The 22,511-nt window shown below is 68.9% G+C and carries 20 protein-coding genes and 1 riboswitch; of the genes, 8 read left to right on the forward strand and 12 right to left on the reverse strand.

The features are described 5' to 3' along the window. The first annotated feature begins 181 nt into the window (after window positions 1–181). Window positions 182–266, forward strand: a riboswitch (ZMP/ZTP riboswitch). A gap of 71 nt (window positions 267–337) precedes the next feature. Together glyA and ABD212_RS02015 are read left to right on the forward strand one after the other, a co-directional pair. After that, on the forward strand, window positions 338–1,612 hold the full coding sequence (gene glyA / locus ABD212_RS02010) for a serine hydroxymethyltransferase (RefSeq protein ID WP_344090663.1): 1,275 nt from the start codon (window positions 338–340) through the stop codon (window positions 1,610–1,612). Window positions 1,613–1,727: 115 nt separating this feature from the next. Continuing rightward, window positions 1,728–2,603: a bifunctional methylenetetrahydrofolate dehydrogenase/methenyltetrahydrofolate cyclohydrolase gene (locus tag ABD212_RS02015; protein ID WP_344090664.1), complete on the forward strand. Its 876-nt coding sequence runs from the start codon at window positions 1,728–1,730 to the stop codon at window positions 2,601–2,603. Between the two features lie 45 nt (window positions 2,604–2,648). On the opposite strand, the gene ABD212_RS02020 is transcribed toward ABD212_RS02015, so the two are convergent. The 4 genes from ABD212_RS02020 to ABD212_RS02035 form a co-directional block, all read right to left on the reverse strand. Further along, window positions 2,649–3,701: an RNA polymerase sigma factor gene (locus ABD212_RS02020; protein ID WP_344090666.1), complete on the reverse strand. Its 1,053-nt coding sequence runs from the start codon at window positions 3,699–3,701 to the stop codon at window positions 2,649–2,651. Beyond that, the gene (locus tag ABD212_RS02025) at window positions 3,701–4,084 is read right to left on the reverse strand and encodes a YciI family protein (RefSeq protein ID WP_344090668.1); all 384 of its coding nucleotides are present in this window, start codon (window positions 4,082–4,084) and stop codon (window positions 3,701–3,703) included. Before ABD212_RS02025 ends, ABD212_RS02020 begins: the two co-directional genes overlap by 1 nt. A 117-nt stretch (window positions 4,085–4,201) precedes the next feature. Further along, window positions 4,202–4,717, reverse strand: a complete 516-nt coding sequence (locus tag ABD212_RS02030) for a hypothetical protein (protein WP_344090670.1) — start codon at window positions 4,715–4,717, stop codon at window positions 4,202–4,204. Between the two features lie 64 nt (window positions 4,718–4,781). After that, window positions 4,782–5,579 carry a transglutaminase-like domain-containing protein gene (locus tag ABD212_RS02035; RefSeq protein ID WP_344090673.1) on the reverse strand — a complete coding sequence of 266 codons (798 nt, stop codon included), beginning with the start codon at window positions 5,577–5,579 and terminating at the stop codon, window positions 4,782–4,784. A 103-nt stretch (window positions 5,580–5,682) separates the two neighbouring features. On the opposite strand from ABD212_RS02035, the gene ABD212_RS02040 reads away from it, so the two are divergent. The 5 genes from ABD212_RS02040 (at window position 5,683) to ABD212_RS02060 (ending at window position 11,044) form a co-directional block, all read left to right on the forward strand. Beyond that, entirely contained in the window at window positions 5,683–6,735 is a 1,053-nt protein-coding gene (locus tag ABD212_RS02040; protein WP_344090675.1) for a LacI family DNA-binding transcriptional regulator, read from the forward strand. A 71-nt stretch (window positions 6,736–6,806) separates the two neighbouring features. Beyond that, entirely contained in the window at window positions 6,807–8,096 is a 1,290-nt protein-coding gene (locus ABD212_RS02045; RefSeq protein WP_344090676.1) for an extracellular solute-binding protein, read from the forward strand. A 19-nt stretch (window positions 8,097–8,115) separates the two neighbouring features. Continuing rightward, the gene (locus ABD212_RS02050) at window positions 8,116–9,072 is read left to right on the forward strand and encodes a carbohydrate ABC transporter permease (RefSeq protein ID WP_344090678.1); all 957 of its coding nucleotides are present in this window, start codon (window positions 8,116–8,118) and stop codon (window positions 9,070–9,072) included. After that, window positions 9,069–9,971, forward strand: a complete 903-nt coding sequence (locus ABD212_RS02055; RefSeq protein ID WP_344090680.1) for a carbohydrate ABC transporter permease — start codon at window positions 9,069–9,071, stop codon at window positions 9,969–9,971. Before ABD212_RS02050 ends, ABD212_RS02055 begins: the two co-directional genes overlap by 4 nt. Then, window positions 9,968–11,044 (forward strand): glycoside hydrolase family 130 protein, encoded by a 1,077-nt coding sequence (locus ABD212_RS02060; RefSeq protein ID WP_344090682.1) that lies wholly within the window; start codon window positions 9,968–9,970, stop codon window positions 11,042–11,044. The genes ABD212_RS02055 and ABD212_RS02060 overlap by 4 nt, the downstream gene beginning before the upstream one ends. 9 nt (window positions 11,045–11,053) lie before the next feature. Here the strand turns inward: ABD212_RS02060 and ABD212_RS02065 are convergent, their stop codons facing one another. The 8 genes from ABD212_RS02065 to ABD212_RS02100 form a co-directional block, all read right to left on the reverse strand. Continuing rightward, window positions 11,054–11,857, reverse strand: coding sequence for an HpcH/HpaI aldolase family protein (locus ABD212_RS02065; protein ID WP_344090684.1), 804 nt, complete (start codon window positions 11,855–11,857; stop codon window positions 11,054–11,056). Continuing rightward, the gene (locus tag ABD212_RS02070; RefSeq protein WP_344090686.1) at window positions 11,842–12,627 is read right to left on the reverse strand and encodes a 2-keto-4-pentenoate hydratase; all 786 of its coding nucleotides are present in this window, start codon (window positions 12,625–12,627) and stop codon (window positions 11,842–11,844) included. Before ABD212_RS02070 ends, ABD212_RS02065 begins: the two co-directional genes overlap by 16 nt. 162 nt (window positions 12,628–12,789) lie before the next feature. Then, window positions 12,790–13,887: a 3,4-dihydroxyphenylacetate 2,3-dioxygenase gene (gene hpaD, locus ABD212_RS02075; RefSeq protein WP_344090688.1), complete on the reverse strand. Its 1,098-nt coding sequence runs from the start codon at window positions 13,885–13,887 to the stop codon at window positions 12,790–12,792. 117 nt (window positions 13,888–14,004) lie between these two features. Next, on the reverse strand, window positions 14,005–15,522 hold the full coding sequence (gene hpaE / locus ABD212_RS02080; protein ID WP_344090690.1) for a 5-carboxymethyl-2-hydroxymuconate semialdehyde dehydrogenase: 1,518 nt from the start codon (window positions 15,520–15,522) through the stop codon (window positions 14,005–14,007). A 25-nt stretch (window positions 15,523–15,547) separates the two neighbouring features. Further along, the gene (locus tag ABD212_RS02085) at window positions 15,548–16,237 is read right to left on the reverse strand and encodes a GntR family transcriptional regulator (RefSeq protein WP_344092380.1); all 690 of its coding nucleotides are present in this window, start codon (window positions 16,235–16,237) and stop codon (window positions 15,548–15,550) included. Next, window positions 16,234–17,787 (reverse strand): fumarylacetoacetate hydrolase family protein, encoded by a 1,554-nt coding sequence (locus ABD212_RS02090; RefSeq protein ID WP_344090692.1) that lies wholly within the window; start codon window positions 17,785–17,787, stop codon window positions 16,234–16,236. The genes ABD212_RS02085 and ABD212_RS02090 overlap by 4 nt, the downstream gene beginning before the upstream one ends. A 96-nt stretch (window positions 17,788–17,883) precedes the next feature. After that, a complete protein-coding gene (locus ABD212_RS02095; RefSeq protein ID WP_344090693.1) occupies window positions 17,884–19,536 on the reverse strand; it encodes a thiamine pyrophosphate-binding protein in 1,653 nt (550 codons plus the stop codon). 169 nt (window positions 19,537–19,705) lie between these two features. Then, window positions 19,706–20,359: an IclR family transcriptional regulator gene (locus tag ABD212_RS02100; RefSeq protein ID WP_425561237.1), complete on the reverse strand. Its 654-nt coding sequence runs from the start codon at window positions 20,357–20,359 to the stop codon at window positions 19,706–19,708. 188 nt (window positions 20,360–20,547) lie between these two features. On the opposite strand from ABD212_RS02100, the gene ABD212_RS02105 reads away from it, so the two are divergent. Further along, window positions 20,548–22,452: an FAD-binding monooxygenase gene (locus tag ABD212_RS02105; RefSeq protein WP_344090695.1), complete on the forward strand. Its 1,905-nt coding sequence runs from the start codon at window positions 20,548–20,550 to the stop codon at window positions 22,450–22,452. The last annotated feature ends 59 nt before the right edge of the window (window positions 22,453–22,511 follow it).

The following is a 22,511-nucleotide window of genomic DNA, read 5'->3' on the forward strand; positions in this document are numbered from 1 at the left end:
CCATTCTGTGCGGTGGGCACGCATCCCACCAAGGCGACGGCGAACGCCGTGACGACGGCCGCGGCGGTCGTCCTTCTCCGGCGAAGTCTCATGTAAAGATCCCTAACAAAAGCGGGATGCCCAGCCTATCAGCGCGAGGCCCGCGGTCCCAGCGTCACCGCCCGCGCGGCATCCGTTATGCTCGGCATGTCGCAACTGGCGTTGAGGTGGGTAACCACCGGGGAGCGACCGACTACGGCATTCGGCCGCACGCCTGGGCCGATGCGAGCTTCGATATGCCCGTCCCGCGGGCCGCTGCGAAACCGAGCCCGACACCAGCCGCAGTCAAGGAGATCGAATGACCGATCAGTACTTCAACGCCCCCCTCGCCGAGGTGGATCCCGAGATCGCAGAGGTCCTCGAGCGCGAACTCGACCGCCAGCGCGGATACCTCGAGATGATCGCCTCCGAGAACTTCGTGCCCGTCTCAGTGCTGCAGTCACAGGGCTCGGTGCTCACCAACAAGTACGCCGAGGGCTACCCCGGTCGCCGGTACTACGGCGGCTGTGAAGAGGTGGATGTCGCCGAAGAGCTCGCGATCGCCCGCGCGAAGGCGCTCTTCGGCGCGGAGTTCGCGAACGTCCAACCGCACTCCGGTGCGACCGCGAATGCCGCGGTGCTGCACGCGATCGCCCGACCAGGAGACAAGCTGCTCGGCCTCGCCCTGGACCAGGGCGGACACCTCACGCACGGCATGAAGATCAATTTCTCGGGGCGGCTGTACAACATCGTCGCGTACGGCGTCGACCCCGAGACCTCGGTCATCGACATGCACGAGGTGCGCCGACTCGCGATCGAGCACCAGCCGAATGTGATCATCGCCGGCTGGTCCGCCTATCCGCGGCAGCTGGATTTCGCGGCTTTCCGCGCGATCGCCGACGAGGTGGGCGCGCTGCTCTGGGTCGACATGGCGCACTTCGCGGGACTCGTCGCCGCAGGCCTGCACCCGAACCCGGTGCCGCACGCGCACGTGGTGTCGTCGACCGTGCACAAGACGATCGGCGGCCCGCGCTCGGGCTTCATCCTGACGAACGACGAAGAGATCGCCAAGAAGATCAACACCGCGGTGTTCCCCGGTCAGCAGGGCGGTCCGCTCATGCACGTGATCGCCGCCAAGGCGACGGCCTTCAAGCTCGCGGCGACGCCGGAGTTCAGAGAGCGCCAGGAGCGCGTCATCAGCGGCGCCCACATCCTCGCCGAGCGCCTCTCGCAGCAGGACGTCAAGGACGCCGGCATCGCCATCCGGTCCGGCGGCACAGACGTGCACCTGGTGCTCGTCGACCTGCGCAACGCCGAGATCGACGGCAAGCAGGCCGAGGACCTGCTGCACGAGATCCACATCACCGTCAACCGCAATGCCGTGCCCAACGATCCGCGCCCGCCGATGGTCACGTCGGGGCTGCGCATCGGGACCCCCGCGCTGGCAACGCGCGGATTCGGCGACGCCGAGTTCCATGAGGTCGCCGACGTGATCGCCTTGGCGCTCCAGCCCGGTGCGGATGCCGAGGCGCTTCGCGAGCGAGTGGCGGCGCTGACGGCGGCATTCCCCCTCTACCCCGGTCTGCAGCAGTAGCACCAGGCGGATGCCGAGCGCCTATCCTGCGAGAAACCACCCCGTGCATGAGAAGTCATACGGCGCGTGATGTCTCGTCGGGAATGTGGTTTCTCGAGATGACGAAGGACTGAGCATGACAGCACAGAAGCTCGACGGCGTCGCTGCGGCGGCATCCATCAAGGACGAACTGCGAGTGCGTGTCGCCGCACTCAAGGAGCGCGGCATCGTCCCGGGGATCGGGACGATCCTCGTCGGGGCGGACCCCGGCTCACAGCTCTACGTCGGCATGAAGCACCGCCAGTCCGAGGCCATCGGCATGAACTCGATCCAGCGGGAGCTCCCGGCCGACGCCAGCCAGGCAGAGGTCGAGGCGCTGATCGACGAGCTCAACGCCGATCCGCAGTGCCACGGATACATCGTGCAGCTCCCCCTGCCGAAGCACCTCGACACGGACGCCATCCTGGAGCGCATCGACTCGGCGAAGGATGCCGACGGCCTGCACCCCACCAACCTCGGGCGTCTGGTGCTCAACGTGAACAGCCCGATCACCTCGCCGCTGCCCTGCACGCCGCGCGGCGTGATCGAGCTGCTGCTGCGCAACGGGTACGACCTGAAGGGCAAGCACGTGGTGGTGGTGGGGCGCGGCGTCACCATCGGCCGATCGATCGGCCTGCTGCTGACGCGGCGCGAGTACAACGCCACCGTCACCCTCACCCACACCGGCACGACCGACCTCTCGCATCACCTCCGGGAGGCGGATGTCATCGTGGCTGCGGCAGGCGTCAAGCACATCGTGCGCGCCGAGGACGTCAAGCCCGGCGCGGCCGTGCTGGACGTCGGAGTCACGCGCGAGGTCGATGAGGAGACGGGCAAGTCGCGGGTCTTCGGCGACGTGCATCCGGATGTCGCCGACGTCGCAGGGTTCCTCTCGCCGAACCCGGGCGGGGTGGGCCCGATGACGGTCGCGCTGCTGATGACGAACGTCGTGGAGGCCGCGGAGCGCGGATAGACGCATCGGAGAGGCTCGGAGCGTTTCGTCTCGCCTTCGGCTCGCTCAACGACCGGGAGGGGTGTGGCCGCGCCTCGCCTCGGCGGCGGCCAGGGCGGCGCGGCCGCCGGCCGTCGGTGCCAGCGCGACGAGGCCGCGGTAGAGCGTGACGAGCGTGTCGACGTCGAGCACGCCGGTGCGGGCACGGTCGCAGTGCACGGCCTGGATCGCGGCCTCGAGCTGGAAGCGGCCGAGCGGCGCGCCGAGCGACGAGGCCCGGCGAAGGAGTGCCCTGCCTTCTCCGATGAGCTCGGCATCCCACAATCGCGGGTCCTGGTCGTCGAGCGGCGGCCACGGCACGACCGCCCGGGCGGGCGCCCGCGACTGCGCGAACGTGAGGAGCGCTGCGAGGCCCCATGCCTCGGGCTCGGTGTCCAGCAGGCTCGCGGTCAGCACCGCCAGCCATCGCGCCTCGTCCGCGATGGATTCGCGGATGCGGTCCCCCTGATCGAGCCAGTCGATCGCGTAGGCCCCGTAGATCGCCTCGAGCACTTCGGCGAGCCTCGCCGGCAGGTCGGCCCTCGTCGGCAGAGCGAACGGGATGCCCGCGTCACGGATCCGGCGCTTGGCCCGGACCAGGCGCTGCGCCATCGCCGCCGGCTCCATCCCGTACGCACGGGCGATGCGGGCCGCGTCGAAGCCGAGCACCGTCTGCAGCATCAGCGGGCTGCGGATGCCGGGATCCAGTGCCGGATGCGCGCACGCGAAGAGGAGCTCGAGGCGCTTGTCGGGGATCGCATCAACGTCGGCGACGAAGTCGGCGACATCCCCGCCGCTCGCGCGCGAAGCAGCCTCGTCCAAAGGTGCGCTCGTCCGCCAGGCGGCGGAGCGCACGATGTCACGGAGCCGATTGCGTGCCACGGTGACGAGCCACCCCTCGGGGTTGTCGGGGATGCCGGTGTCCGGCCACGTGCGCAGCGCCTTCTCGAAGGAGTCCGCCAACGCGTCCTCCGCGAGCGAGACATCGCGGGTCTGAGCGGCGATGAGCGCGAGGAGGCGGCCGTACGAGGTCCGCGCGGCGCGCTCGGCGACCGCGTGAACCTCGTCGACGTCGGCCATCAGGAGTCGAGGGCCGTCCATCCGCCGTCTGAGAATCGCAGTGCGACGGGCCGGATCTCCACCGCTCCCCAGCCGATGGACGGCGCTCTGCCGGCCCACTCGATGGCGGTGTCAAGGTCGTCCACCTCGATCACGAACGTGCCGCCGAGCTGCTCCTTCGTGTCGGCGTATGGGCCGTCCTGCACGCGAAGCGCACCGTCGTCGCCCTTTCGCACCGTCGTCGTGAGCGAGGACGGCTGGAGGACCTCGGCGGAGGCGAGGATGCCCGCGGCGTCGATGGCCTTCGCGTATTCGTCGAACTCGCGCATCGCGTCGGCCAGGGCCTCGGGGTCGAGCTCGTCCGTGGACATCTCGGGGTACTGAAGCAGGAGTGTGTATCGCATCATTCGTCCTTCGTCGTGTCGGTCATTCACACCCTGATGACGATCGTGCGTCACGGCGATCGACAGGCTCGCGGGATCCGTCAGCTGTTTCCGAGCTCGTCCAGCATGCGTCGCTGTTCATCGGTGAGACCGTCCTGCAACTCTCGCCGGCCGGCGGCGGCCTCGGCCGACGGCACCGCAGGGACGGCGGTATCCGAACCGCCCACCGCGGCTGCCGGTGACCCTGTCGTAGAGCGCAGCGGCGTGCGTCTCGGCACGGTCGTCGATGGCGTCGTAGATCGCCCACCCGATCAGGATGAACACCGGCGGCAGGACCCAACCCCAGAACCAGCCGTCGACGCTGACACCCGAGAACAGCACGGTCACGGCCCAGACGACCAGGGCGACGGCGAACACCACGGCGAACTGCCCGAGCTTCTCGCCGAGCCGGGTGCGCCGGCCCGCGGACTTCGCGGCCATCGAGCTGAACCAGCGGTGCACGGCCGGCTTGATCCAGATCGTCAGCGCCGTCAGGACCACGCCGGCCCACAGTGCGGACCATCCGACCCGAGCGGGTGTCAGCCAGCCGATGAGCAGCAGGACGACGATGTCGAACACCAGCAGCGAGCCGAACCGGACGATCCACTTCCTCATGTGTCCAGGGTGCCACGACCCCGCGGATCGGGGCCAGGATGCCGCCACGATCCGCGTATGCCGGTTATCGGATCTGCTCCAGCATCGTGATGTCGTCGCGCGGCAGCAGATCGACGACCGCGGACACCTCCATCTCCACCAGGTCGGCGCGACCCGAGGCGATGGTGAGGAACGCCGTGTCGGCGGCATCCCGTCCCGTCGCTATTCGCACGAGAGTCGAGCGGGGCGCGAGGGTCGTCGCGTCGACCACACGCCACGCTCCGCCGATGTGCGCCTCCGCGACCGCGTGGAAGTCCATCGGGTACAGTCCCGGCGCATACACCGCGACCAGGCGCGACGGGATGCCGAGTCCTCGCAGCAGCGCGACGCACAGGTGGGCGTAGTCACGGCAGACGCCGCGCCGGCTGAGCAGAGTCCGCGTCGCGCCATCGGTCGGCAGGCTCGATCCACTCACGTAGTACAGGCGCGTGCCCACCCACGACGACACCGAGGCGAGGAGCTCCGCTGCGTCGGTGATGCCGGCGAACTCGGCGTGCGCAGTCGGGCCCAGCGAGTCCGACTCGGCGTAGCGGCTCGGCCGGGTGTAGACGATCAGGTCCGCCTCAGTGGCAGCATCCATGACCGCCTCACCGGGGATCGACGCGGAGTAGTTCACCTCGAGCCTGCCGACACCCGCTCGCATGCGATGCAGCCGTGTTCGGTGCGCGTCGGCGACCTCGTGATGGCCGATCGGCGAGCCGTCGAGCGTCGCGAGGAAATGCTCGCGGTCCGGCTGGTACTGCCCGGCCGCGGTGATCGCGAACACGAGGTCGGCGGGCTCTGTGACATTGAGGACGATGCGGCTGGAGACGTCGCGCTTCATATGCACAGACTGTCATGGCCTCGACACCACACAGACATCGCGAAATCGGCTATGCTGACCTAAATCGATTAATTAAATCGATTTAGACGAGGCGATGAAGCCCATGGATCACGAACCCGACAACGATCGGCACGTCCGGCCGACGATCGCCGATGTCGCACTGCGCGCGGGAGTCAGCACGGGTTTGGTTTCGTTCGCGCTCAACAATCGCCCCGGTGTCAATCCGAGCACACGCCGTCGCATCCTCGAGATCGCCGCCGAGATGGGCTGGTCACCTGATCTGCGGGCTCGCTCCCTGAGGACGAACCGCGCGTTCGCGCTCGGCCTGGTGCGTGACACGGCCGCCGCCCCCGGTGACTCCTTCTTCCCGGCATTCATCGCAGGCGTCGAGCGCGATCTCTCGCCCGTGGGGCAGGCCCTCGTCCTGGCCTCGGCGTCTGCAGGGCCGAGCGAAGCCGAGACCTATCGCAAGCTGGCATCGGAGCGGCGTGTGGATGGAGTCATCCTCACCGATCTCCGTGCCGCAGACGAGAGACTCGCACTCGTCGCGGCGCTGGGGCTGGCGGCCGTGACGGTCGGCGAGGCCGACATCGACTCGCCGTTCCCAGCCGTGCCAGTGGATGCCGTGGCGGGGGTGGTGGCTATGGTCGATCACCTCGTCGCGCTCGGTCACCGCTCGCTCGCACACGTGGCGGGCCCCAGCGTCATCCTCCACGAGCGTCGCCGCCGAACCGCCTTCGAGCACGCCTGCGCCTCGCGTGGAGTGGCCTGCCGGGTGATCGACACCGACTCGAGCGCGCGGGGGGGCGGCGAGGCGACGAAGGCGCTGCTCGCCGATCCCGAGAATCGCCCGACCGCCATCACCTATTCGAACGACCGGATGGCGCTCGCCGGCATCGGCGTCGCGCACCGGTCGGGGCTGTCGGTTCCTCGTGACCTGTCGATCGCCGCATTCGACGAGAGCGACATCGCCCGCTACGTGTATCCATCGCTGACGTCGATCGTCACCGATGCCGAAGAGTGGGGCGCCCTCGCGGCGCGCACGCTCCTGGCGGCGATCGCCGGGATCGAGCTCGCCGAACCCCGACTCGCACCCGCGCGCCTGGTCGCGCGGGAGTCGACCGCGGCCGCACCCGGCGCCCGCCCAGCGAGCTAGCTTGCCCGGCTGAGCAGCCGGGCGCGAACGCGATGCGACGGAGGTCGCATCCCCGAGAAAGGAACAGCACCATGCGCAGGACCATCAAAGTCGCCGCAGTCGTCGGCGCGGGAGCCCTCATGTTGACGGCATGCGGCAGCGGAGGGGGCGGAAGCGGCGACGCGTCGCTGAAGACTCGCGGCAACATCACCATCTGGTACTCCAACAATGAAGCCGAGATCGCGTGGGGCAAGCAGATGGTCGCAGCGTGGAACGCCGACCACCCCAAGGAGCAGGTCAAGGCACAGGAGATTCCGGCGGGCGACAGCAGCGAAGCTGTCATCTCGGCCGCGATCACAGCCGGCAACGCGCCGTGCCTGATCTTCAACACCTCCCCCGCCGCAGTGCCGCAATTCGAGAAGGCCGGCGGGCTGGTGGCGCTGTCGAGCTTCCCCGACGGAGACTCCTACATCAAAGCGCGCAGCGGCGACAACGCGACGCAGTACAAGTCGGCTGACGGCAAGTTCTATCAGCTGCCGTGGAAGTCCAACCCCGTCATGATCTTCTACAACAAGGCGATGTTCACCAAGGCGGGCCTCGACCCGAACGCCCCGAAGCTGTCGACGTATGACGACTTCCTCGCCACCTCGCGCACCCTTACCAAGTCGGGGGCGGCGAAGTACGCCATCTACCCGGCGCCGTCGAGCGAGTTCTACCAGCCGTGGTTCGACTTCTACCCGCTGTACGCGGCCGAGACCGGCGGCAAGCTCCTGGTGGAGAACAACAAGGCGACCTTCGACTCTACAGAGGGAAAGGCCGTCTCGGAGTTCTGGGCGACGATCTACAAGGAGAAGCTCGCGGGACAGGAGACCTACAAGGGCGACTCGTTCGTAGACGGCCTCGCCGCCATGAGGATCGCGGGGCCATGGGCGATAACGTTCTTCGGCAAGTCTGTCGACTGGGGCACAGTCCCCGTGCCGACATCCGCCGGGACATCCCCGGACAAGACGTTCACCTTCAGCGATGCCAAGAACGTCGGACTGTTCACCGCGTGCAAGGCGAAGGGCACGGCATGGGACGTCCTGAAGTTCGCGACGAGTGAGAAGCAGGACGGACAGCTTCTCACCCTGACCGGGCAGATGCCCCTTCGCCAGGATCTGACGAAGGTCTATCCGGACTACTTCACGGCGAACCCGGCCTACAAGGTCTTCGGCGACCAGGCGAATCGCGTGGTCGAGGTGCCGAATGTCGCCAACTCGGTCGAGATCTGGCAGACGTTCCGCGACGCGTACTCGCCCGCGGTCATCTTCGGCCAAGGCAGCGTCGACACGTTCCTGAAGGACACGGCAGCCAAGGTCGACACCTTGGCCGGCCAGAAGTGACGGCAGGGGAGACGGGTCAATGGTCACCGTGATCCCCGAGGTCGAGACCGCCGCCGCTGGGGCCGACGCGCAGCATGCGCGTTCGGCCCGGCGCCGCCGCCGCATCCTCGGAGAGAATCCGCTGGGCCTCCTGCTCAGCGCGCCCTACCTGATCTTCATCGGCGTCGTCTTCGCGTCGCCGCTGGTGCTTGCGGTGTGGATGTCGTTCCACGACTACTTCTTCGCCGCTCCGGGCGCCAACGTCGATCGGAAGTTCGTCGGCTTCGACAACTTCATCGCCGTCGCGACGGATCCCGCCGTGTGGCGCTCGTTCCTGAACGTGGGCATCTTCCTGCTCATCAACGTGCCGCTGACCGTCGTTCTCGCCCTGGTGCTCGCCACTGCGTTGAACAAGGTCGTCCGCGCCCGCGTCTTCCTGCGGGTCAGCTACTACGTGCCCTACGTCACGGCGTCGGTCGCGGTGGTGGGCGTGTGGCTCTTCATGTTCAGCGACACCGGGCTGGTCAATCACATCCTCGGACCGCTCGCACCCGTCCCGTCGTGGCTGATCAATCCGTATCTGGCGATGCCTACGATCGCCATCTTCGTCACCTGGAAGCAGCTGGGATTCTTCATCCTGCTGTACCTCGCCGCGCTCCAGGCCGTGCCTCAGGAACTCTACGAGTCCGCCTCCACCGATGGCGCGGGGGCCGTGCGCTCTTTCTTCAGCGTCACCGTGCCCGGCGTCAGGTCGGCGACGCTCCTCGTTCTGCTGCTCGCGACGATCACCGGGGCGAACCTCTTCACCGAGCCCTACCTGCTCACCAACGGCGGCGGTCCCAACGGAGCCTCCACGTCCCCGGTGCTGCTGATGTACCAGAAGGGTCTCGAGCAGGGCAATCCGGATGTCGCGGCGGCCATCGGCCTCATCCTCGTCGCGCTCGTACTGATCATCGCGCTCATCGAGCGCCGCCTCGTAGGGGAGGAAGAGTCATGAGCGCAACCGCTGCGCGGGCGAGCACCCGCGCCGAGACGACCCCGGTCGGCACCGGGAAGCGTCGTCCTCGTCGGGGGGCCAGCATCCTCCGGTGGATCGTGCTCGCCGCCGGCGCGCTGGTGTTCCTGTTCCCGTTCTACTACATGGTGGTCGGCTCGCTGCAGACGAAGCCGGATCCCACCGTCGCGGGCGCCTTCCCGAACCCGGCGAACCTCACGCTCGACAACTACGTGCAGATCAATGAACGCATCGGTCTGGTGTCGGGGCTGGTCAATTCCGGCATCTTCACCAGCGGAGTGATCATCTGCACGCTGGTGTTCGGCGTCCTCGCCGGCTACGCCCTCTCCGTGCTGCACTGGCGGGGGCGCGGCGTGACGTTCGCGATAGCGCTGCTCGTGCAGATCGTGCCGTTCCAGCTGCTCATGATCCCGCTGTACGTGCTGATCGCCCGCGACTATGGATTGGCCGACACCCATCTGGGGATGATCCTGCCGTTCGCCATCAACTCCGCTGCGGTGCTCATCTTCCGGCAGTACTTCATGCAGGTTCCTCGAGCGCTCTTCGACGCCGCCCGCATCGACGGTGCCAACGAGCTGAGAGTGCTCTGGAGCATCGCGCTGCCGCTCGTTCGCCCGGCATTGCTCACCGTGGTGCTGCTGACCTTCATCGGTCCGTGGAACGAGTTCCTGTGGCCGTTCCTGATCACGAAAGAGGCGTCGCTCCAGCCCTTGGCCGTCTCGCTCGCGAACTACATCACGACGGTGGCGGCCTCCGCGTCCAATCCGTTCGGGGCCATCATGTCGGGCGCCGTCGTACTCGCGATCCCCGCGGTCACGCTGTTCATCGTGTTCCAGCGGCAGTTCAGCACCTCCGACATCGGCTCGGGGGTGAAGGGATGACGGTCGTGGCCGCCGGGCTCGGGACCGTGCCGTACACACTGACACGCATCGGGTTGCTGATGGAGCCCGAGGCGGGCAATCCGCTGGAGGTCGAGGGCGTCCTCAACCCCGCCTCGGGGACGGGTCCGGATGGCGAGGTGTACATCCTGCCGCGCATGGTCGCCGCAGGGAACATCTCGCGCATCGGCCTGGCGCGCGTCATCGTCGAGGACGGCGTGCCGGTCGGGGTCGAGCGGCAGGGCGTCGTGCTCGAACCCGACCGATCGTGGGAGCGAGGCGTCGGCAACGCGGGCGTCGAAGACCCGCGCATCACCTGGATGCCGGATCTCGGCCTGCACGTCATGACCTATGTGGCGTACGGGCCGCTGGGTCCGCGCACCGCGCTCGCGGTGTCCGCCGACCTCCGGGACTGGCGACGGCTCGGCCCTGTCCTGTTCACGTACGACGATGACCTCGACATCGATCTGAACCTGTTCCACAACAAGGATGCGGTCTTCTTCGCGGAACCCGTGACGGCTCCGGACGGTGCGCGCTGCTTCGCGGTGCTGCACCGCCCGATGTGGGACCTGTCGGAGACGAAGGCCGACCAGGGGATCATCCTGCCGGCCGGCATCGACGACCATCGCAATTCCATCTGGATCAGCTACGTGCCCGTCGAAGCCGTCGAGAAGGACCTCGCATCCCTGACGCTGTGGAGTCGGCACAGGTTCCTCGCGGGGCCGATGTTCCCGTTCGAGGTCACCAAGATAGGCGGCGGACCCGCTCCCATGCGGGTTCCGGAAGGCTGGCTCCTGCTGCACCACGGCGTGACCGGGCACATCGAGCGCGCGTTCGCGCACCAGCAGAACGTGCACTACGCCGCGGGCGCGATGCTGCTCGACGCCGAGGACCCGTCGATCGTGATCGCCCGGTCACCGGAGCCGCTCCTCGAGGCCGAGACCGACGACGAGCGCGGCGGGATCGTGCCGAACGTCGTGTTCCCCACCGCCGTCGAGCAGATCGACGGGGTGCGCTACGTCTTCTACGGCATGGCGGACTCGAAGATCGGCGTGGCGCGCCTCGATCACACCTGACCGACCCATTCAGTAGGAGTCGCGCTGCGGGGCGTCGCCACCGGGGATGAACTCGGCTGCGAGCGCCTCGGAGCCGCGCGCGAGCAGGAGGACATCGGCTCCGACGAGCACGAACGATGCGCCGGCGTCGAGGTAGGACCGCGCGACCGCGGGGTCGAACGCGTTCACTCCCACGGGCTTGCCCGCCGCGCGGACCGCGTCGAATGTGCGCAGCACGGCGGCCGTGACGTCCGGGTGGGTCTGCTGCCCGAGCCGGCCCATCGATGCGGCCAGGTCGGCGGGACCGACGAAGACTCCGTCGATGCCGTCGACCTCAGCGATGTCCGCTGCGGCATCCACGGCCTCTGCGCTCTCGATCTGGACGAAGAGCGACACGTGCGCGTCCCCGTCGGCGAGATAGCCTTCGACGCGATTCCAGCGGCCCGATCGCGCGAGCGACGATCCCACGCCCCGCCGACCGCGCGGCGGGTAGCGCACCGCCTCCACGGCGGCGCGCGCCTCGTCCGCGGATGACACCATCGGCACGAGGATGTTCTGCGCTCCGAGGTCGAGCACCTGCTTGATCGTGACGACGTCGCCGATCGGCACGCGCACGAGCGTCGTCACCGGATAGGCCGCAACTGCCTGCAGCTGGCTGAGGACCGACTCCAGCCCGTTGGGGGAGTGCTCCATGTCGATGAGCACCCAGTCCATGCCAGAGCCGGCGCAGATCTCGGCGACGAGCGGGCTCCCCGAGCAGATCCAGATGCCTGCAAGGGGCCGAGACGCCGCGCTCAGTGCATCGCGGAACGTCGGATTCAGACGAATCGGCATGTGATGACTCCCATCGGTCCGTAGTCGCAGTGCACGGTGTCGCCGCGTGACACCCACATCGGCCGGGTGAATGACCCCGCGAGGATGATCTCACCCGCCTCGAGCCTGGCACCGTGCTGGTGGAGCTTGTTCGCCAGCCACGCGACACCCGTCGCCGGGTGGTCGAGCACACCGGCCGCGACGCCCGTCTCCTCGATCTCGTCGTTCTTGTACAGGAGGGCGGGGACCCACCGCAGGTCGATCTCGTCGGGCCGCTTGTGCGTCGTGCCGAGCACCATCGCGCCGTACGCGGCATTGTCGGCGATCGTGTCGACGATCGTTCGCCCCTCGAGTTCGATGTGCGAGTTGAGGATCTCGAGCGCCGGCGCGGCGTAGTCGATCGCGGCGAGAGCGTCGTCGAGCGTGCAGCCCGGCCCCGCGAGGGGGCGTTTCAGCACGAACGCCAGTTCGACCTCGATGCGCACGTTCGAGAATCGATCGACGGGGATGTCGGCGCCCGAAACGAAGACGGTGTCGTCGAACATGACGCCGTAGTCCGGCTCGCTTATGCCGGTCGCCTGCTGCATCGTCTTGCTGGTGAGGCCGATCTTGCGCCCCACGAGCTTTCGGCCGGAGGCGAGGCTGCGGTCGCGCCAGACGCCCTGGATGGCGTAGGAGTCCTCGACCGTCGCATCGGGATGGCGCGCCGTGATGCGGGGCATCACACCGTGCATGCGGTCGGCCTCGGCGAGCTCAGCGGCCAGCGCGGCGACCTGATCTGGTGTCAGCATCCCTCCATCCTTCCTCGTCGGTTCGGCGCGTTTCGTCTCGCATCGCTCGCTCAACGACCGGAGGCGAGCGTTTCGTCTCGCATCGCTCGCTCAACGACCGGAAACAGTCCCGGTCGTTGAGCGAGGGAGGGAAGCGACCGAGACGAAACGCGCCGAGTCTTCCTACAACCGATGGCCGAGCTTGTACTCGCCCTGCTTCCAGCTCGGCAGCTCGTCCGAGGCGTCATCCGGGCGGGTGTACGAGAAGCCATCGGCGCCGATCGTCACCGCCATCTCGCTCGCGTCGGTGCGGGCGGCCACGGGCTGCGGACTGCCGTCCAGATCCAGGACGAGCGATGCCTCGGTGTACCACGACGGCACCACGGGGTTGCCCCACCAGTCCCGCCGCTGGTTGTCATGCACGTCCCACGTGACGACCGGGTTGTCCGGATCGCCGGTGTAGTAGTCCTGCGTGTAGATCTCGACGCGGTGCCCATCAGGATCGCGGAGGTAGAGGTAGAACGCGTTCGAGACCCCGTGGCGTCCCGGTCCCCGCTCGATCGCGTCGGATCGGCGGAGCGCGCCGAGCTTGTCGCAGATCGCGATGATGTTGTGCTTCTCGTGGGTCGCGAAGGCGATGTGATGCAGCCGGGGTCCGTCGCCGCCGGTCATCGCGGTGTCGTGCACGGTCGGCTTGCGTCGCATCCAGGCGGCGTACACGGTGCCCTCGGCATCCTGGATGTCCTCCGTCACGCGGAAGCCGAGATCCTCCATGTACGACACCGCCCGGCGCACATCGGGCGTCATCTGGTTGAAATGGTCCAGGCGCACCAGCGCGCCCGGCGTGTACAGGTCGTAGCGCCAGGCCAGCCGCTCGACGTGCTGGACGTCATGGAAGAACTCGTAGGGGAATCCGAGCGGGTCCTCGACCCGCACCGAGTCGCCGATGCCCTTCGTGAAGCCCTCCGCGCGGCGCTCGACGCGGCATCCGAGCTCCTCGTAGAATGTGACGGCCCTGTCGAGGTCCTCCCGGGCCCTCACCCGGTACGAGAGCGCGGCGACCGCCGCGATGGCCCCCTGCCGAAGCACCAGGTTGTGGTGGATGAACTCCTCGAACGTGCGCAGGTGGATCGCGCTCTCGTCCTCCTCGGTGACGATGAGGCCGAGCACGTCCACATAGAAGGCGCGGGATGCCGCGAGATCGGTGACGACGACCTCCATGTACGCGCAACGCAGGATGTCGGGCGCGGGCGCGGTGGGGGTGGGGATGAAGTCGGTCATTTCAGCTTCCTTGCATGGGTTTGCGGTGGTTTCGAGGCGTTTCGTCTCGTGGCTTCGCTCCTCGCTCAACGACCGGAATCCCCCGGTCGTTGAGCGGGCGCAGCGAGACGAAACACGTCATGCCTTGCCGAACGTGGGGTTGTGGGCAGGACCGAGCGTGATGTGCACGGCCTGCTGGTCGGTGTAGAAGTCGATCGAGCGGTATCCGCCCTCATGGCCGAGACCGGATGCCTTCACCCCGCCGAACGGGGTGCGGAGGTCGCGCACGTTGTTCGAGTTGAGCCACACCATGCCGGCCTCGATCGCGTGGGAGAAGTTGTGAGCGCGCTTCAGGTCGCTCGTCCAGACGTAGGCGGCGAGCCCGTACTTGACGCCGTTCGCGAGGTCGAGCGCCTCTTCGTCGCTGTCGAACGGGGTGATCGCGACGACCGGCCCGAAGATCTCCTCCTGGAAGATCCGGGCGTCCATCGGCACGTCGGCGAACACGGTCGGTGCGACGTAGTTGCCCGTCGGAAAGCCGTAGGGCCGGCCGCCGCCCGCGACGAGCCTGCCTTCCGTCTTGCCGATCTCGATGTACGACATCACCTTTTCATAGTGCTCGGGATGCACGAGCGCGCCCACCTCGGTCGCAGGGTCGTGCGGGTCGCCGACGATCACCCGCCTCGCCTGTGCCGCATAGCGCTCGACGAACTCGTCGTAGATCTCCCGCTGCACGAGGATGCGCGAACCCGCGGTGCAGCGCTCGCCGTTGAGCGAGAACACGCCGAAGATCGTCGCGTCGATCGCGGCCTCGAGATCGGCGTCGGCGAACACGATCGCGGGGGATTTGCCGCCGAGCTCCATCGACAGCCCCTTCAGATACGGGGCGGCGTTGCCGAAGATCAGCTTTCCGGTCGAACTCTCGCCGGTGAACGAGATCAGGGGAACGTCGGGATGCTTCACCAGGGCGTCTCCGGCATCCTCACCCAGTCCGTTGACGAGGTTGAAGACGCCGGTCGGCAGCCCCGCCTCCTCGAAGATCCCCGCCCACAGCGACGCCGACAGGGGCGTGAACTCGGCCGGCTTGAGCACGACGGTGTTTCCCGTCGCGAGCGCGGGACCGAGCTTCCACGACTCGAGCATGAACGGCGTGTTCCACGGCGTGATGAGCCCGGCGACGCCGATCGGCTTGCGGTTGACGTAGTTCAGCTGCCGCCCCGGCACCTTGAACGCATCATCGGTCTGCGCCACGATCAGGTCGGCGAAGAACCGGAAGTTCTCGGCCGCCCGCCGTGCCTGGCCGAGGGCCTGCGTGATCGGCAGGCCGGAGTCGAACGACTCGAGCTCGGCGAGGCGGGCGTCCCGCGACTCGACGATGTCGGCGATGCGGTGAAGGATCCGGGATCGCTCGCGGGGCGGCATCCGAGGCCATGGCCCGTCCGTGAATGCGCGTCGCGCCGCGGCCACGGCCAGGTCGATGTCGGCCTTCTTGCCCGCGGCGGCCCGCAGGTAGGTCTCGTTCGAGACCGGGTCGAGCACGTCGAGGGTGTCGCCGTCGACGGAGTCGACGAAGGCTCCGTCGATGTAGTGCTGGATGTGCGCGGGAAGCCCGTCGGGGACGTGCCGCTCCGCCGCGAGAGCGGTGGTGGAGGTCATGGGTGCTCCTCGGATTCGGGGTCGGTCAGATGCCGGCGGGGTCGAACGCCTCGTCCGGGTGTTCATGGGCCAGGTACGCGTCGAGCGTCGCCGAGCGATGGCGCCGCGCGGCGTGCTCGATCTCGCCGAGCGGCGCGCCCTGCTCGATCAACGCGAGGATCTGCTCGTGCTCGCGGACGGACTCCTGTGCGCGACCGGGCACGAAGCTGAACGTCGAGTCGCGCAGATGCCCGAGGCGGCCCCACTCGGCGCCTACGAGCTCGAGCACGCGGGGATTCGCGCACCTCGACGAGAGGATCGAGTGGAACTCCTGGTTCAGCGCCGTGAAGGACCGCGGATCGAAGTGGTCGAGCGTCTCGATCATGCGGTCGTTCACGGAGCGGGCGCGTCGGATGTCGCCGGCTGTGAGGTGCCGGGCCGAGAGCGCGGTGGCGGTGGCTTCCAGGATCCCGAGCGCCGCCATGCTGTACCGGTAGGCGGAGTCGTCGACCATCGAGACGCGGGCTCCGACGTTTCGCTCGAACGTCACCAGACCTTCGGCCTCGAGCTGGCGGATCGCCTCGCGCACCGGGACGACGCTCATGTCGAGCTCGCCCGCGAGCGTGCCGAGCACGAGCCGGTAGCCGGGCGAGAACTCGTGGCCGACGATCCGCTCCTTGATCCACCGATACGCGCGCTGCGACTTGCTCTGGGCCGTGGGCGACGCCGCGGTCATCGTTTCGCGAGCCATGCCTCATACCTCGCTCGCCACTCGGCGTTCATGGGGAACAGTCCGTCCACGGGATGCCCCTCCGCGACCCTCTCGGCGATCCAGGCATCCTCGTCCTCCTGGGTGAGCGTCGCGTCGGCGACCTCCTCGGCCAGTGATGGCGGGATGACGATGACCCCATCGGCGTCTCCGACGATCACGTCGCCCGGCTGGACGGCGGTGCCGCCGCATCCGATCGTGATGTCCGCGTCCCAGGGGACGTGCCGGCGTCCGAGCACCGCCGGGTGCGCACCGGCTGCGTACACCGGGATGCCGACAGCGGCGACGGCCGCCCAGTCCCGCACGCCGCCGTCCGTGACGACTCCCGCGGCGCGGCGAGCGTGGGCGCGCAGCGCGAGGATGTCGCCGAGGGTGCCCGATCCGGTTTCGCCCCGCGCTTCGATGACGATCACCTCGCCCTCGCTGACGTCGTCGAAGGCGCGCTTCTGCGCGTTGTACCCGCCGCCGTGCGCTGCGAAGAGGTCTTCGCGGTTCGGAATGAAGCGGAGCGTCCGGGCCGTGCCGACGAGCTTGACCTCGGGCTGCATGGGGCGCACGCCGTCGATCGTGACGTTGTCGAGGCCGCGCTTGCGCAACTGTGCGCTGAGACCGGCCACGGGCGCGTGCAGGAGCTTGTCGCGCAGCTCGGGAGACAGCGGGCTTCCCGTCGTCGAGCGAGCGACGCGCGACGGAACGTCGTCCGGCTGCGGGTGCCGTTTCGTCTCGGTCGCTTCGCTTCCTCGCTCGACGACCGGGAGGGGAGCCCCCCACGCCTCGGCGCGCTGCGTGTCGTCCACAGCAGGAAGGGATCCGAGCGCGGGATCGAACGCGGCCTCGCCCTGTGTCACCGTCGTGAGGAGTCGTCCGGTGCTCTGCCCTTCCGCGGCATCCACTTCCACCTCGACGACATCGCCGGGCACGATGACGGACGAACCGGCAGGGGTTCCGGTGAGGATCACATCGCCGGGCTCGAGGGTGAAATGCTGCGAGAGGTCGGCGACGAGCTGGGGGAGCGGGAACAGCATCCCGGCGGTGGAGTCGTCCTGGCGGAGTTCGCCGTTGACCCACGCGCGAACCCGCAGTGCTCCGGGGTCGACGTCGCGCGCGTCGATCAGTGCCGGGCCGATCGGCGTGAAGCCATCGCCGCCCTTCGACCGCGCGTTCGAGCCCTTGTCGTTTACCCGCAGGTCGTAGATGCCGAGATCGTTCGCGGCGGTGACCGCGGCGACGTGGCTCCATGCGTCGGCAAGGGCCACCCGGCGCGCCTCGGTTCCGATGACGAGGGCGATCTCGCCTTCGAACGCGAGCAGCTCGGTGCCGGCAGGCCGTTCGACCTCACCCCCCGAGGCCGCGACCGAACTCGAAGGCTTGAGGAAGTACGACGGATCGGCAGGCCGGCGCCCGCGCTGGTCGGCGCGCGACGCGTAGCTGAGATGTACCGCGATGATCTTGCCGGGGCGTCCCGGCAGGGCGCCGAACCGCGGATCCTCCCGAGCCGGGGGTGTGTCGTCGGTCATGGGCTCCCTCGCTCCACGTCGTATCTGAAATCGTATACGATGCCCTGCTGGCGCGACAAGCCCTCTACGACCTGGAGCGAGGGCGTGCTCGGCGCGTCAGGAGTTCACTCGGATGATCTCCTGCTGGTACGGCGCGATGACCGCTCCCGAGATGCGGCAGTCCAGCAGCAGGAAGGGGCGGGATGCCGCATCCTGCGCCGCCCACGACTCGAGGCGATCGAGATCGGCGAGCGAGCGCACGACCACGCCTTCGGCGCCGACTGCCGCAGCGAGGCCCGCGAAATCGACCTCGGGGATGAGCATAGGCTCCTTCGCGAGGCCTCGCAGTCCGTAGAGGTTGACCTCGGCGCCGTAGGCTGCGTCATTCCACACCACCGCGATTCCGCGGCCGCCCGCCACTCGCACGGCGGACTCGAGGTCCGCCAGCGCCATCAGCCCACCGCCATCGCCGGTCGTGAGCACGATCGTCGCTGCGGGTTTGGCCAGGGCTGCGCCGGGCACCGAGGCGAAGCCGAGTCCGATCGACTGGAACGCCGTGCCGACCATGATCATGCGGTCAGGCGACGCCACCGGCCAGTACATGTTCGCCCACCCGATGAAATGGCCGCCGTCCGAGACGACCACTCGATCCTCGGGCAGCAGTTCGCCGATCCGCGCGGCGATCGAGCGCGGATCCAGGCGCCCGTCCGCGGCCACCCCGTCGCCCGGCTCGTACTCGCGCGCGCGGACGAGGTCCACCGATTCGCGCCAGCCACTGTGGGCGGCGCCGATCGCTGCGAGCTCGGCACCGATCGCCCGCGCGGCCACCGCGGCATCCGCCCGCACGTACCCGCCGACGTGCGGGTGCGTCGCAGCGCCCGCGATGTCGATCTGGAAGACGCGCGTGCCCGGCGCGAACAGGTCGCCGAACTTCATCGTGAACTGATTGAGGGATGCCCCGAACACGACGGCCACGTCCGCTTGCCGCACGATCTCCATCGCCGCCTCGGCGCCGAAGCCGCCGGTGACCCCGAGGTCGAACTCGGGCCGCGGGAAGATGCCGCGCCCGAGCGCGGTCGACGCCGTCACGGCGCCGGTCGCGTCGGCGAGAGCGCCGAGAGGGTCGCTCGCAGCGGCGACCCACGCACCCCTCCCCGCGAGGAGGAACGGGCGACGCGCTCCGGAGAGTGCTGCGGCGATGTCGCGGATGCCCTGCTCGGCGAACGGTCCCCGCGGGGCGAGCGGTTCCGGCAGCCGCGGCTCGGGGGCGGCGGGAACAGGTCCGGCGTCGAGGGCCGCGACGTCGTAGGGGATCGCGAGCACGGTCGGCACCCGGTAGGTGAGGGCGTGCTCGATCGCGATGACCGTGGTGGCCGCGGCATCCGCCCGTCCCACCGTGTAGGTGCGCGCGCCGACCGCCGACGCCAGTGCGATCTGGTCGACGCCGAACGGCCGTCGGCCCGAGGTGGGTTCGTCGCCGACCACGAGGACGAGCGGGACGTGCGCCTGCACCGCTTCGGCGAGCGCGGTGAGGGTGTTCGTGAAGCCGGCGCCGTAGGTCGTGGTGGCGGCGGCGAGGCGGCCCGAGGCGCGGTGATAGGCGTCGGCGGCGACGACGCCCCCGGCCTCGTGCCGCACCGCCGTGAAGTCGACCGCGGTCTCGCGCTCGAGCGCGTCGAGGAAGTACGCGTTGCCGTTGCCCATCACCCCGAATACGTGGTCGATGTGGCGGGACAGGGTGCGAGCGACGTGAGCGGAGACCGTGGGCATGACGGAGCCTTCCGAGACGGTGACGGTGAGATGCCGTATGTGTCTCGCGCGCCTCATGCGTCGAAGCGGCTGCGTGCTCTTTTTTCGAGCACCGACGGCAGTGCGCCTGCGCCGGACGCTTCGAGTATAGGAGCGGCGCCGCCGTGCCGGCTGCCCATCGCCCGGTCGATCAACCCCCGAGCGCGGCGCGTATGGCGTGCGCGACCGCCGCGATGCGTGCCGCGATCTGCTCATCCGAGTGAAGGTCGGCGAGGTAGACGACTGCGACCGCGGCCGCGTCCCCGCGCGGAAGGGTGAGGGGCACCGCCACGGAGCGGAGTCCCGGGATCACCTCGTCGTGGCTCGTCGCCCAGCCGCGGTCGCGCGCCGTGCGCAGCTCCGCCCGTCGGGCGGCGTCGAGATCGTCGGGCCATTCCCTTTCGGGGCGCGCGGCGCGGATGACCTTGCCGGGCGCGCCGATGCCGACCGGGTGCCGCGTGCCCGGACGCTGTGCGACCGACGCAGCGGCGTGCCGCGGCTCGACCGAGACCAGCGTGACGCACTCGTCGTGGTCGAGCACGACGACGAAGCACGTCATCCCGAGTTCGTTCGCGGCCGCGGTGAGCTCGGGCAGCGCTTCGGCCTGCAGGTCGTGTGCGACACCCGCGGCGAGCGCCGCCATCCGTGCGCCGAGCGCGACGCGGCCGTGGGGATCCCGCGTGACGAGGCCGTGGTCCTCGAGCGTGCGCAGCAGCCGGTAGGCGACGGATCGGTGGACGCCCAGCCGATCCGCGAGCGCATCGATGCTGAGCGGCTCGCGTGCATCCGCGAGCAGTTCCAGCATCCGGATGCCGCGGCTCAGCGTCTGCGAGGCGGGTGCGGGCGGGTTCACTCCCACGTCGGCCGCCTCCGCTTCTTGTCGCCGGACATGAGGTCGCCTACCATGGTCAATAGTAGAACGCCGTGTTCGAATATAGAACGCGTGTGTCCCGTTCGCAACACTCTCGACACCGCCGTCCGAGGAGGCGATCCATGCAGTTCCACCACCACGGGTACGTATCGGGCGACCCGCGCCTGCTCCCCGCCGAGGGCACCGGCCTGAGTCGGCCGGACCGGCTTCCCGACGTGATGGACGTGCTCGTCGTCGGCACCGGCCCGGCCGGCATCGTCGCGGCGGCGCAGCTGTCGATGTACCCGTCGGTGACGACCCGTGTCGTCGACCGCCGGCCTGGGCGCCTGGAGATCGGGCAGGCCGACGGCATCCAGGCGCGCAGCGTCGAGACCTTCCAGGCGTTCGGATTCGCCGGACGCATCATCGCCGAGGCTTACCGCATCACCGAGATGGCGTTCTGGAAGCCTGACCCCCACGACATCTCCCGGATCGTGCGAGGCGCGGTCGCGGTCGACGACGAGCACGGCATCAGCGAGTTCCCCCACCTGCTCGTGAACCAGGCGCGCGTGCTCGACTACTTCACCGAGTACATGGCGAACGCGCCGACCCGCATGAAGCCCGACTTCGGCTGGGAGTTCCGAGGGCTCGAGGTGACGGACGGCGACCATCCGGTCCGCGTCACGCTCGTCCGCACGGTCGGAGACCGGGCCGGCGAGGAACGGATCGTCCGCGCGAAATACGTCGTCGGCGCGGATGGCGCGCGCAGCGGCGTGCGCGACGCCATCGGTGCGCGGCACCTCGGCGGGAACGCGTTCCACGCCTGGGGCGTCATGGACATCCTCGCGGTCACCGACTTCCCCGACATCCGGACGAAGTGCTCCATCCAGTCCGAGGCGGGGAACATCCTGCTCATCCCGCGCGAGGGCGGATACCTGTTCCGCATGTACGTCGACCTCGGCGAGGTCGCCCCCGACGACAACGGAGCGGTGCGCCGGACCACCCTCGGCGAGATCGTCGCCAAGGCGAACGACATCCTGCACCCCTACCGCCTCGAGGTGAAGGACGCCCCATGGTGGAGCGTCTACGAGGTGGGCCACCGCCTGACCGACCGATTCGACGACGTGCCCGTCGACCTCATCGGCACCCGCACGCCGAGGGTCTTCATCACCGGCGACGCCTGCCACACCCACAGCGCCAAGGCCGGCCAGGGCATGAACGTGTCGATCCAGGACGGCTGGAACATCGGCTGGAAGCTCGGGCAGGTGCTCTCGGGGCGCAGCCCCGACACCCTGCTCGCCACGTATTCGGCGGAGCGGCACGTGGTCGCGCAGAACCTCATCGACTTCGACCGGGAGTGGTCGACGCTGATGGCCAAGAAGCCCGAGGAGTTCGAGAGCCCGTCGGCCCTGGAGGACTTCTACGTGTCGACCGCCGAGTTCCCGGCGGGGTTCATGACGCAGTACCAGCCGTCGATGATCGTCGGCGACGACATCCATCAGTCGCTCGTGAGCGGCTTCCCGATCGGCAAGCGATTCAAGTCGGCGCGGGTGGTGCGGGTCGCGGATGCGAACGACGTGCACCTCGGCCACCACCATCGCGCCGACGGGCGGTGGCGGGTGTACGCGTTCGCCGATGCCGCACCCGGTGAGCCGTCGGCGCTCGCCGAATGGGCGGACTGGCTGGCCTCGTCGCCGGAGTCTCCGCTCGCGATGTACGCCCGGCCGGACGAGGACGTCGACAGCGTCCTCGACGTGAAGGTCGTCTACCCCGTGCTGCACGGCGAGGTCGAGCTCGGCCGTGTGCCCGGCGTGTTCCTTCCGCGCACCGGGCCGTTCGAGCTCATCGACTACGAGAAGGTCTATGCGCGGCATCCGGACGAGGACATCTTCGCCGCACGGGGGATCGATCCCGCCGTCGGATGCGTCGTGGTCGTGCGCCCCGACCAGTACGTCGCGAACGTGCTGCCGCTCACCGCGACCGAGGAGCTCGCCGCGTTCTTCGCGCGGTTCCTGGTGCCGGCGGGCGTTCCTGCGGCCGCCGGCTGACCCGGCCTCTCGCCCTCGCGATCAGGTCCGACCGTACGGCGCGCACAGTGGGCCGGGAG

The sequence above is a fragment of the Microbacterium deminutum genome, from assembly GCF_039530205.1.
GTDB lineage: Bacteria > Actinomycetota > Actinomycetes > Actinomycetales > Microbacteriaceae > Microbacterium > Microbacterium deminutum.

What these genes read in the sequence shown, in the direction of transcription:
- ABD212_RS02100 (WP_425561237.1), bottom strand. Translation starts at nt 20,359, where the DNA reads ATGCTGGAACTGCTCGCGGATGCACGCGAGCCGCTCAGCATCGATGCG.
- ABD212_RS02060 (WP_344090682.1), top strand. Translation starts at nt 9,968, where the DNA reads ATGACGGTCGTGGCCGCCGGGCTCGGGACCGTGCCGTACACACTGACA.
- hpaD (WP_344090688.1), bottom strand. Translation starts at nt 13,887, where the DNA reads ATGACCGACTTCATCCCCACCCCCACCGCGCCCGCGCCCGACATCCTG.
- ABD212_RS02090 (WP_344090692.1), bottom strand. Translation starts at nt 17,787, where the DNA reads ATGACCGACGACACACCCCCGGCTCGGGAGGATCCGCGGTTCGGCGCC.
- ABD212_RS02040 (WP_344090675.1), top strand. Translation starts at nt 5,683, where the DNA reads ATGGATCACGAACCCGACAACGATCGGCACGTCCGGCCGACGATCGCC.
- ABD212_RS02050 (WP_344090678.1), top strand. Translation starts at nt 8,116, where the DNA reads ATGGTCACCGTGATCCCCGAGGTCGAGACCGCCGCCGCTGGGGCCGAC.
- ABD212_RS02045 (WP_344090676.1), top strand. Translation starts at nt 6,807, where the DNA reads ATGCGCAGGACCATCAAAGTCGCCGCAGTCGTCGGCGCGGGAGCCCTC.
- ABD212_RS02070 (WP_344090686.1), bottom strand. Translation starts at nt 12,627, where the DNA reads ATGCTGACACCAGATCAGGTCGCCGCGCTGGCCGCTGAGCTCGCCGAG.
- ABD212_RS02025 (WP_344090668.1), bottom strand. Translation starts at nt 4,084, where the DNA reads ATGCGATACACACTCCTGCTTCAGTACCCCGAGATGTCCACGGACGAG.
- glyA (WP_344090663.1), top strand. Translation starts at nt 338, where the DNA reads ATGACCGATCAGTACTTCAACGCCCCCCTCGCCGAGGTGGATCCCGAG.
- ABD212_RS02095 (WP_344090693.1), bottom strand. Translation starts at nt 19,536, where the DNA reads ATGCCCACGGTCTCCGCTCACGTCGCTCGCACCCTGTCCCGCCACATC.
- ABD212_RS02035 (WP_344090673.1), bottom strand. Translation starts at nt 5,579, where the DNA reads ATGAAGCGCGACGTCTCCAGCCGCATCGTCCTCAATGTCACAGAGCCC.
- ABD212_RS02105 (WP_344090695.1), top strand. Translation starts at nt 20,548, where the DNA reads ATGCAGTTCCACCACCACGGGTACGTATCGGGCGACCCGCGCCTGCTC.
- ABD212_RS02065 (WP_344090684.1), bottom strand. Translation starts at nt 11,857, where the DNA reads ATGCCGATTCGTCTGAATCCGACGTTCCGCGATGCACTGAGCGCGGCG.
- ABD212_RS02030 (WP_344090670.1), bottom strand. Translation starts at nt 4,717, where the DNA reads ATGAGGAAGTGGATCGTCCGGTTCGGCTCGCTGCTGGTGTTCGACATC.
- ABD212_RS02055 (WP_344090680.1), top strand. Translation starts at nt 9,069, where the DNA reads ATGAGCGCAACCGCTGCGCGGGCGAGCACCCGCGCCGAGACGACCCCG.
- hpaE (WP_344090690.1), bottom strand. Translation starts at nt 15,522, where the DNA reads ATGACCTCCACCACCGCTCTCGCGGCGGAGCGGCACGTCCCCGACGGG.
- ABD212_RS02020 (WP_344090666.1), bottom strand. Translation starts at nt 3,701, where the DNA reads ATGGCCGACGTCGACGAGGTTCACGCGGTCGCCGAGCGCGCCGCGCGG.
- ABD212_RS02085 (WP_344092380.1), bottom strand. Translation starts at nt 16,237, where the DNA reads ATGACCGCGGCGTCGCCCACGGCCCAGAGCAAGTCGCAGCGCGCGTAT.
- ABD212_RS02015 (WP_344090664.1), top strand. Translation starts at nt 1,728, where the DNA reads ATGACAGCACAGAAGCTCGACGGCGTCGCTGCGGCGGCATCCATCAAG.